7 protein-coding genes are annotated in these 10526 nt (G+C 61.4%); all 7 read left to right on the top strand.

Annotated features, from left to right (window positions below; genetic code table 11):
* Nucleotides 1-336: RBBP9/YdeN family alpha/beta hydrolase (locus AC1DH9_RS12590; RefSeq protein WP_477808252.1), on the top strand; the 336-nt coding region annotated here is incomplete at its 5' end.
* A gap of 128 nt (nucleotides 337-464) precedes the next feature.
* On the top strand, nucleotides 465-2243 hold the full coding sequence (locus AC1DH9_RS12585) for a DUF1302 domain-containing protein (protein ID WP_477808251.1): 1779 nt from the start codon (nucleotides 465-467) through the stop codon (nucleotides 2241-2243).
* 40 nt (nucleotides 2244-2283) lie between these two features.
* Nucleotides 2284-3642: a DUF1329 domain-containing protein gene (locus tag AC1DH9_RS12580; RefSeq protein WP_427536401.1), complete on the top strand. Its 1359-nt coding sequence runs from the start codon at nucleotides 2284-2286 to the stop codon at nucleotides 3640-3642.
* A 71-nt stretch (nucleotides 3643-3713) separates the two neighbouring features.
* Nucleotides 3714-4787 carry a WD40/YVTN/BNR-like repeat-containing protein gene (locus AC1DH9_RS12575; RefSeq protein ID WP_427536403.1) on the top strand — a complete coding sequence of 358 codons (1074 nt, stop codon included), beginning with the start codon at nucleotides 3714-3716 and terminating at the stop codon, nucleotides 4785-4787.
* Between the two features lie 31 nt (nucleotides 4788-4818).
* A complete protein-coding gene (locus tag AC1DH9_RS12570; protein WP_427536405.1) occupies nucleotides 4819-7353 on the top strand; it encodes an efflux RND transporter permease subunit in 2535 nt (844 codons plus the stop codon).
* A 7-nt stretch (nucleotides 7354-7360) separates the two neighbouring features.
* Entirely contained in the window at nucleotides 7361-9139 is a 1779-nt protein-coding gene (locus AC1DH9_RS12565) for an acyl-CoA dehydrogenase C-terminal domain-containing protein (protein ID WP_427536407.1), read from the top strand.
* Between the two features lie 24 nt (nucleotides 9140-9163).
* The coding region (locus AC1DH9_RS12560; protein WP_477808250.1) for a fatty acid--CoA ligase at nucleotides 9164-10526 on the top strand (1363 nt) is incomplete at its 3' end.

The raw sequence follows: 10526 nt of genomic DNA, 5'->3' as shown, positions 1-10526 counted from the left end.
GTCGCGCACTGGGCGGCTCGACACAGTCGCCCGATCAAGGGCGCTCTGCTGGCCGCGCCACCGGATCTCGATGCCAGTTGGCCGCCAGGCTACCCATCCGCTGAAACGCTGCGTACCCATGGTTGGGCGCCTTTACCCCAAGGCCCGCTGCCGTTCCGCAGCCTGGTGGTCGGCAGCACCAACGATCACCTTGCCAGCCTGGATGCCGTCACGCGCATGGCTCAAGGCTGGGGTGCCGAACTGCTCAATCTGGGCGCAGTGGGGCATCTCAATCCGGCAGCGGGCTATGGCCGCTGGCCGCAAGCCGAAGCACTCATCCTGGAGTTGGACCGCTAGTTCAGGCGCCGATTGGCCGCAGGCCTTCGGCAATTGCCCTCATTCCTGAAAAACGCAAACCACTGGAACAAGCGGTTGCGTGAGGGCGGCTGCGCTTAAAACAACTACAAAAAAGCGGAGACAACGCAATGCACAACAATAAGAAACGTCACGGGTTCACACCCTCGCGTTACAGCGTGTTGGCCTCGACCATCCTGGCCGCCGCCATGCCCGTGGCGCATGCGGTCGAACTCAATACGGGTAACCCGGACTGGACCGCGCGTTTTGATAACGTCAACGGCAACGATGCCAAGTCGGGTCTGGTCGCCAACGACCCACGCCTTGCCGCGGTCACCGGTGACAACGTCGGTAATGGCAGCCCGCACCTGAGCCACTACGCGCAGCGTTACTACACCGGTCCTTCCGGAGAAATCCTCGATGCCTTCGTGTTCTACAGCACCGAAGTGGGCGAGGAGTCGCTGTTGAGCGTCAAGGCCGGTCAGCACAACGTGTTCTGGGGTGAAACCATCCTCAACCCGGTGCATTCGATCAGCTATGGCCAGTCCGGCCTGGACCTGGCCAAGCTGGCGGCCTCGCCCGGTACCGAAGCCAAGGAACTGTTCGTACCGCGCAATCAGTTGTCGATGTCGTTCACCGTCAATCCCGAGTTGACGGTGGGTGCCCAGTACTTCCTGGATTGGAATGCCGCCCGCCTGCCGGAGGCCGGTACCTACTACGGCGGTTCCGATCTGGTCGGTTTCGGTGCGCAATCGTTCCTGCTGGGCAACACCAATGCCGTGGTACCCGGCAGCCCTCTGGGTTGTGGGTTGGCGCCGTGCAACGGGCTGACCAACGTGCGTCGTGGTCACGACCTGACGCCGGATAAAAGCGGAGACTGGGGCGTGATGGCCAAGTGGTCGCCCGCCTGGCTGGACGGCACGCTCGGTTTCTATTACCGCAAGACCTCGGACATTTTGCCTCAAGCCTGGTTGAACGCTACCGGGGTGACATCGGCCAATCCCAATGGAACCCGGCCTGCAGGCATGGTGCCGGCTGTCGTCAACACGCTTAATTCGTTGAGCACCAGCACTTATCAATTGGCCTATGCCGACAACATCCACATCGTCGGTCTGAGCCTGTCGAAAGAGATAGGCGGCGTCAGCGTCGGCTCCGACCTGAACATCCGTCACAACATGCCGCTGGCCAGTATCCCGGCGATTCTCAGTACCACCGGACCGTTGGGGCTGGGCGCCGGTCTGGGTCTGTTGCCGGCTCGTAAGGCGCAGACCGGTATCGTCTATGACGTACCGGACAAGGGCGACAGCATGAGTGCCACCGGTGACACACTGCACTGGACGCTCAACGGCCTGATGACCCTGCCCAAGACGCCGCTGTTCGATTCGGCAACCCTGCTCACCGAGCTGTATTACAGCAACCTGCTCAAACTCGATAGCAAGAATCAGGCGCTCTACAAGGGCAACAGCAGTTACCGCGGCGTCGATGCGCCGACCCGGGACAACTGGGGCATTGCAGCCAACTTCACGCCGACCTGGTACCAGGTCTTCCCGGGTGTCGACTTCAACATGCCGATGTCCATCAACGTAGGGCTTGCCGGCGTTTCACCGGTGTCCGGTGGCGGCGCCAAAGACACCGGCAACTATGCGGTCGGCGTCGGGGCCGTTGTGTACAACAAATACTTTGTCGACCTGAAGTACGTGGATTCCTTCGGCAAGACCGACAAGTGCGACGTCAGCGGCGTAAGTACCGGCGCGGCCAATGCCGGCAGCGGTGACGGCTCCACACCGAACGCCTTCAGCGGCAACGAAAACTACGCGTGTTATGGCGGTGGCTACTCAGCCTTTTCCGGCGGTGGCGCAACCACCGCAGACCGTGGCGCGGTTTACCTGACGATGAAAACCACCTTTTGATTCACGAATGGCTTAGTCACCTGAGCAGGAGAATAACAACATGAAATTCGTGCGTACGTTGCTGGGCGTTTCTCTGGCCGTGGCGGTTGCCGCGCAGGCACAGGCCGCTGTATCGACTCAGGAAGCCGCCAGGCTGGGCAACAGCCTGACCCTGGTCGGGGCTGAAAAAGCCGGGAATGCCGAGGGTTCCATTCCTGCCTATTCGGGGGGCTTGACCACGCCGCCGGCCAGCTTCAAAACCGGTGATAGCATGCGCCCGGACCCTTTTGCCGACGAAAAACCACTGCTGGTAATCGACGGCAAAAACGTCGATCAGTACAAGGGTGAACTCACGGCGACCACCGTGGAACTGGCCAAGCGTTTCCCCACTTTCCACGTCAATGTCTATCCAACCCACCGCACCGTCGCACTGCCCAAGGCTGTGCTCGACAATGGTGTGAAAAATGCCACCGGCGCGAAGTCCCTCGAAGGCGGATTGGCGATCGACAACGTGCTGCCGGGTGTGCCGTTTCCGATCCCGCAGTCGGGCAACGAGGCGATGTGGAACTTCCTGCTGCGTTATCAGGGCGTCAGCATCAACTCCAAGTACGACTCGTGGAACGTCGACTCTGCGGGTGTGCCGAGCCTGGCAACCACCGGGCAGGCGTTCATTTCCTATCCGATCTACGAAAACCTGGCGCAGCCGATCAGCAGCGCCGACGTGTACTACCAGATGAAGCTGTCCTACACCGGCCCTGCGCGCCGGGCCGGCGAAGCGGTGATGCTCAAGGACGCCGCCAACCCGTTGCAGCAGCCGCGCCGTGGCTGGCAGTACTTGCCTGGCCAGCGTCGGGTAAAACTGGCGCCGAACCTGGCTTACGACACACCAAATCCCGGCACTGCCGGTGCGGGCACCTACGACGATGTCTTTGTGTTCAACGGTGCACTGGACCGCTACGACTGGAAGCTGGTGGGCAAGCAGGAAATGATCGTGCCCTACAACACCTACAAACTGACTTACGCCCAGGACCCCAAGTTACTGACCACCGCCAATCACCTGGCACCCGACTACGTGCGTTGGGAAAAACACCGGGTCTGGGTGGTGGAGGGCAACCTCAAGGCCGGTGCGCGGCACATCTATCAGAAGCGTCGTTTCTACCTGGATGAAGACAGCTGGACCGCTCTGGCCTCCGATCAGTACGACGCCCGTGGTCAGCTGTACCGTGGCTCCTTCGCGTTCCTCAGCCAGAGCTATGACAAGCAGATCCCGGATTCCACGCCCTTCATGATCTACGACCTGGTCGGTGGCTCCTACAACATCAACGGTGTGGTGGGGCCGTACGGCGGCATCAAGTACATCGATCCGCTCTCCAAGGCGCAGTGGTCGCCGGAGTCCCTGGCAGGTTCCGGCATTCGCTAAGCGAACACCTGGTTTGAACGTCGGGCTGCACGGTTGTGTGTCCCGGCGCGGCTATCCGAAGAGGACGCGGTATGTGTTCGTACAAAAAATACCTGCAGTGGGCGCTGGGCATCTTGTTTGCACTCTTGCAGGGCCTGACCCAGGCGGCCGGTTATGTCGATGTATTGGATCTGCCGGCCAGGGCCAGCGCTCTGGCGGTCAGCAGCCCGTTGTCAGGCCTGGCGCGCGCAGGCGACCGATTGGTCGCGGTCGGGCAGCGTGGCCACATTCTCTATTCCGATGATTCCGGCAAACACTGGCAGCAAGCCGCGGTGCCGGTGAGTGCCGATCTCACGGCGGTGAATTTCCCTTCCGCCATGCAGGGCTGGGCGGTTGGCAACGACGGTGTGGTGTTGCACAGCAGCGACGCCGGGGCGACCTGGCGCAAGCAACTGGACGGCCGCCAGATCGGTGCCTTGCTGGTCCAGCGTTATGGGGCGTTGGCCAGTGCGGACCCCGGCAACGAACAATGGCCACTGCTGGCTGCCGAAGGCCAGCGACTGGTCGAGCAGGGCGCGGATAAACCCTTGCTCGACGTCTGGTTCGCCAACGACCACCTCGGCTATGTGGTCGGTGTGTTCAACCTGATCCTGCGTACCGAGGACGGTGGCCAGAACTGGGCACCGTTTCAGGACCGCACCGACAACCCGCAGGGCTTCCACCTCAACGCCATCGCCTCTACCGGCGATGGGGTGTACATCGCCGGTGAGCAGGGCCTGTTGCTCAAATGGGATGAGGCTCAGCAGCGTTTCGTCGCCGTGCAGACGCCCTATCAGGGCAGCTTTTTCGGTGTGCTCGGCAAGCGCGGCGAAGTGATCGCTTACGGCTTGCGCGGCAATGTACTGCGCAGTGTGGACGGCGGCCTCAGCTGGACTGCGCTCGACAGTGGCCTGCACGTCAGCATCACCGCCGGCTTCGTCGACACTAACGGTCATTACCGCTTGTTCACCCAGGGCGGGCAGAGGCTGGTCAGTCAGGGGGCTGGCGCAGACATGCGCCTGGTGCGGCAACCCGAACCGTCACCGGTGGCCGGCGCTGCTCAGGCCGCCGATGGCGCGTTGGTGGTGGTTGGCAGTCGTGGTGCACAGGCACTGTCCGTTGAATAAGACCTCGAACCCTTAGAGCGAGAACCCAGTCATGGGCAATATCAAACAAGACACCATGCCGGTGATCCGCGACGTGCGTGACTTCGACCGCCACTCCGGTAACCGGCTGGAGCGGATGGTGTTCAACTATCGCCCGCTGTTCATGCTGCTGATGGCGCTGGCCACTGTGGTGCTGGGCTACATGGCCGCAACGCGCCTGGAACTGCGCCCCAGCTTCGAGAAAATGATTCCGCAGAGCCAGCCGTATATCCAGAACTTCCTGGAGAACCGTCAGTCACTGCGCGGTTTGGGTAACTCGGTGCGCGTGGTGGTCGAGAACACCCGGGGCGATATCTTCGATCCCGCTTACCTGGACGTGCTCAAACAGGTCAACGACCAGCTGTTCCTCACCGAAGGCGTTGATCGCGCCTGGATGAAGTCGTTGTGGAGCCCGGCGGTGCGCTGGACCGAAGTCACCGAACAAGGCTTCCAGGGTGGCCCGGTGATGCCCGATACCTATGAGGGCAAGCCTGAGCAAATAGAACAGTTGCGCCAGAACATTTCCCGCGCCGGACTCGTCGGCAACCTGGTGGCCAGTGACTTCAAGTCGAGCATGCTGATCGTCCCGTTGCTGGACAAGGCTGCGGCCGGCGGTCAGCGCATCAACTACCACGGGTTCTCGCAGATGCTTGAAGAGCAGTTGCGCGACAGGATCGAGTTCGCCGGTGACAGTGCCGCCCGCAAAGCCGGGGAGGAGGGCAAGGGCCAGTACAAGGTCCGGGTGATCGGTTTCGCCAAACTGATGGGCGACCTGATCGACGGCCTGATTCAGGTGATGATGTTCTTCGGCCTGGCCGTGATCACCTCGCTGGTGATTATTTTTCTCTACACCCGCTGTGTGCGCAGCACCTTGCTGGTGGTCGGCTGCTCGCTGGTCGCGGTGATCTGGCAACTGGGCATCGTTGCCTGGCTGGGCTATGCCATCGACCCGTATTCGGTGCTGGTGCCTTTTTTGGTCTTCGCCATCGGTGTGTCCCACGCGGCGCAGAAGATGAACGGGATCATGCAGGACATCGCCCGTGGCACCCACAAACTGATCGCTGCGCGCTACACCTTTCGCCGTCTGTTCATCGCCGGCGTCACCGCGCTACTGGCCGACGCCGTGGGTTTCGCTGTGCTGATGCTGATCGACATACCGGTGATCAAGGACCTGGCCATCACCGCCAGCATCGGTGTCGCAGTGCTGATCTTTACCTCGTTGTTGCTGATGCCCGTGGCGCTTTCCTATGTCGGCGTCGGCGCCAAGGCTGCAGAGCGCGCCTTGACCATCGACACCCGGGCGGACGGACACAAGGGCTTTGGCAAGCTGTGGGACTGGCTCGACCGTTTCACCACGGCCGAGTGGGCCACGGGCGCCGTACTGATTGCACTGCTGATGGGCATCGGCGGCTTCGTCATCAGCCAGCACCTGAAGATCGGCGACCTGGAAAGTGGCGCACCGGAGTTGCGTGCCGATTCGCGTTATAACCGTGACAACGCCTACATCACCCGTCACTACGCGTTATCCAGCGACCTGTTCGCGGTGATGATCAAGACGCCCCCGGAAGGCTGTCTGAGCTACAAGACACTGGTCCTCGCCGACCGTCTGGCCTGGGAACTGCAGCAGTATCCGGGCGTGCAGGCAACGTCCTCGCTGGTCAATGCCGTGCGCCAGATCACGGCCGGGACTTATGAGGGCAACCCCAAGCTCAACAGTATCCAGCGCAACCAGGACGTCTTGAACTATGCCGCGCAGCAAGCCTCGGTCAACTCTCCAGAGTTGTTCAATACCGACTGCTCGCTGATGCCGGTGATTGCCTTTCTCAAGGACCACAAGGCCGAGACCCTGGATGCAGTGGTCGGGATCGCCGACACCTTTGCCCGGGAAAACAGCAGCGATGACCGCCAGTTCCTGCTGGCGGCAGGGAGCGCCGGTATCGAGGCCGCGACCAACATCGTGGTGCGCGAGGCCAATCGCACCATGCTGCTTTACGTCTATGCGGCGGTGACGTTGTTCTGCCTGCTGACCTTCCGTAGCTGGCGCGCCGCATTGGTTGCGCTGTTGCCGCTGGTGCTGACCTCAATCCTCTGCGAGGCGTTGATGGTGGTCATGGGCATTGGCGTGAAGGTCGCGACCCTGCCGGTGATCGCATTGGGCGTGGGGATCGGTGTCGACTACGCCTTGTACCTGCTCAGTGTGCAGTTGCATTACCAGCGTCAGGGCCTGCCGCTGGCTGAGGCCTACCGCAACGCCGTGTCGTTTACCGGTCGGGTGGTGGGCCTGGTGGGCATCACCCTGGCGGCCGGCGTGGTGTGCTGGGTCTGGTCGCCGATCAAGTTCCAGGCGGACATGGGCATCCTGCTGACCTTCATGTTCCTGTGGAACATGCTCGGCGCGCTGATTCTGATTCCTGCCCTGTCGTATTTCCTGCTGCGGGGGGCGTCGCTTGATCGTCGTCCTGTTCCGGAGGCCCCTCAGGGGCATGCCGGTGCAACCGCGCCAACCCAACCTTCGGGCATGCATCACGCCCGGACTATTGCGGAGTAAGCCAACGATGTCTGATTACAAAGCCCCCTTGCGCGACATGCATTTCGTCCTCAACGAGGTCTTCGAAGTGTCCAGGCTATGGGCCCGACTGCCCGGCCTGGCCGAGGTGATCGATGAAGAGACAGCCGCCGCGATCCTCGAAGAGGCCGGCAAGATCAGCGCCGAAGTGATCGCACCGTTGAACCGCAGCAGTGACGAACAAGGTTGCACCTGGAGCAACGGCACGGTGACTGCCCCGGACGGTTTTGTCGCGGCGTACCAGGCATTCGCCGAAGGCGGTTGGGTGGGTGTCGGCGGCGACCCGCAATTCGGTGGCATGGGCATGCCCAAGGCCATTTCGGCCCAGGTCGAGGAGATGGTCAATTGCGCCAGCCTGTCGTTTGGCCTGTACCCGATGCTGACCGCCGGGGCGTGCCTGTCGATCAATGCCCACGCCAGTCAGGAACTCAAGGAGCGTTACCTGCCGAACATGTACGCCGGCACCTGGACCGGTTCGATGTGCCTGACCGAGGCCCATGCCGGTACCGATCTTGGCCTGATTCGCACCCGGGCCGAACCTCAGGCCGACGGCAGTTTCAAGGTCAGCGGCAGCAAGATTTTCATTACCGGTGGCGAACACGACCTGAGCGAAAACATCATTCACCTGGTGCTGGCCAGATTGCCGGATGCGCCTGCGGGCCCTAAAGGTATTTCGCTGTTTCTGGTGCCCAAGGTACTGGTCAATGCCGATGGCTCGCTGGGCGAGCACAACGCGCTGTCCTGCGGTTCAATCGAACACAAGATGGGCATCAAGGCATCCGCCACCTGCGTGATGAACTTTGACGGCGCGACCGGCTGGATCGTCGATGCGCCGAACAAAGGCCTGGCCGCGATGTTCACCATGATGAATTACGAACGTCTGGGCGTGGGTATCCAGGGGTTGGCGTTGGGTGAGCGTTCGTACCAGAGCGCGGTCGAATACGCCCGCGAACGCATCCAGAGTCGTGCGCCGACCGGCCCGCAGGCCACCGACAAAACAGCCGATCCGATCATCGTGCACCCGGATGTACGCCGCATGCTGTTGACCATGAAGGCTTTGAACGAAGGCGGGCGGGCGTTTTCCAGCTACGTGGCCCTGCAACTGGATACCGCCAAGTACAGCGACGATGCGCCAACCCGCACTCGCGCCCAGGAGCTGGTGTCGTTGCTGACCCCGGTGGCCAAGGCGTTTCTCACCGACATGGGGCTGGAAACCACGGTGCATGGTCAGCAGATCTTCGGTGGTCACGGCTACATCCGCGAGTGGGGACAGGAGCAATTGGTTCGCGATGTGCGGATCACTCAGATCTACGAAGGCACCAACGGCATCCAGTCACTGGACCTCGCCGGGCGCAAGATCGTTGGCAGTGGCGGGGCGCTTTACCGTTTGTTCGCCGCCGAGATTCGCCACTTCATCGCCAACGCCAGCGCTGACCTCGGCGAGTTCTGCAAGCCGTTGAGCGCCGCCGTGGACACCCTCGACGAGTTGACGGCGTGGCTGCTGGATCGGGCACAGAACAACCCGAACGAAATTGGCGCTGCCTCGGTCGAGTACCTGCAGGTGTTTGGCTACACCGCCTATGCCTACATGTGGGCCCTGATGGCCAAGGCGGCCATGGGCAAACAGGCCGAGGATGATTTCTACGCCAGCAAGCTCGGCACCGCACGTTTCTACTTTGCCCGTCTGCTGCCGCGCATCCACTCGTTGAGCGCTGCGGTCAAGGCCGGCAGTGAATGCCTCTACGCGCTGGACGCCGTGCAGTTCTGATCGAAAGGACAAGGAACCCCAACCATGATGGCGACAAAAATAATTCCGCCCGCTGACGGCGCCTATGCCTATCCCTTGCTGATCAAGCAATTGTTGCTGTCCGGCGTGCGCTACGAACCGGGTCGGGAAATCGTATACGCCGACAAACTGCGCTACAGCTACCAGACCCTCAACCAACGGATCCGCAGGTTGGCTAACGCCTTGACCGCTGCCGGCGTCAAGGCCGGAGATACGGTGGCCTTGCTCGATTGGGACAGCCATCGCTACCTGGAATGCTTCTTTGCCGTACCGATGATCGGCGCGGTGCTGCATACCGTGAATATTCGTCTCTCTGCGGATCAGGTGCTCTACACCATGAACCACGCCGAGGACGATCTGGTGCTGGTGCATGATGATTTCCTGCCCCTGGTCGAGCAGATTCAGGGGCAGCTCAGTACCGTCAAAGGCTACGTCCAGCTGACTGACGACACGGCAGCCGACACGTCTCTGCCCGTGCCGGGAGAGTATGAGCAGCTGTTGTCTCAAGCGGCAGACCAGTACCAATTCCCTGACTTCGATGAAAACTCGGTGGCGACCCTTTTCTACACTACGGGCACCACCGGTGACCCTAAAGGTGTGTATTTCACCCATCGCCAGTTGGTGCTGCACACCTTGAATGCCGTGGGCACGCTGGGTGTCTATCAAGGTCTGCCGCTGCTGCGTTCCGATGATGTCTACATGCCCATCACCCCGATGTTTCACGTGCATGCCTGGGGGGTACCCTATGTTGCCACCCTGATGGGTCTCAAGCAGGTGTACCCCGGTCGTTATGAGCCCAACCGCCTGGTCAGGCTGTACCGCGAGGAGAACGTCACGTTTTCCCATTGTGTGCCGACCCTGTTGCAAATGATCCTGGGCTGCGAGGAAGCGGCTCAAACCCGTTTCGATGGCTGGAAAATGCTTTTGGGCGGCAGTGCCCTGACGCTGGGCATTGCCAGCGAGGCGAGCGCCAAAGGCATGCGCGTACACAGCGGCTACGGCATGTCGGAAACCTGCCCGTTGCTTTGCACAACGTACCTGCGCGATGAGGAGCTGGAACTGCCCACCCAAACCCAATTGGCCATTCGCATCAAAACCGGGACACCTGTACCGATGGTCGATCTTAAAATCGTCGATGCCAGCGGCAATGATATGCCTCACGACGGCGAGTCCCTGGGTGAGATCGTGGTCCGTGCACCCTGGCTGACTCAAGGTTATTGGAAGGCGCCCGAAAAGGGCGCCGAGTTGTGGCGCGACGGTTGGATGCACACCGGTGACATCGCTTCTATCGACGCCTTGGGCGGGGTGGAAATCAAGGATCGAATCAAGGACGTCATCAAGACGGGAGGGGAGTGGATCAGCTCTCTGG

It is taken from the genome of Pseudomonas sp. 05T35, assembly GCF_056396605.1.
Note: the sequence above shows the minus strand (reverse complement) of the source record. Positions and strands in the feature narration are given on the sequence as shown.

What these genes read in the sequence shown, in the direction of transcription:
- AC1DH9_RS12580 (WP_427536401.1), top strand. Translation starts at nt 2,284, where the DNA reads ATGAAATTCGTGCGTACGTTGCTGGGCGTTTCTCTGGCCGTGGCGGTT.
- AC1DH9_RS12570 (WP_427536405.1), top strand. Translation starts at nt 4,819, where the DNA reads ATGGGCAATATCAAACAAGACACCATGCCGGTGATCCGCGACGTGCGT.
- AC1DH9_RS12565 (WP_427536407.1), top strand. Translation starts at nt 7,361, where the DNA reads ATGTCTGATTACAAAGCCCCCTTGCGCGACATGCATTTCGTCCTCAAC.
- AC1DH9_RS12575 (WP_427536403.1), top strand. Translation starts at nt 3,714, where the DNA reads ATGTGTTCGTACAAAAAATACCTGCAGTGGGCGCTGGGCATCTTGTTT.
- AC1DH9_RS12585 (WP_477808251.1), top strand. Translation starts at nt 465, where the DNA reads ATGCACAACAATAAGAAACGTCACGGGTTCACACCCTCGCGTTACAGC.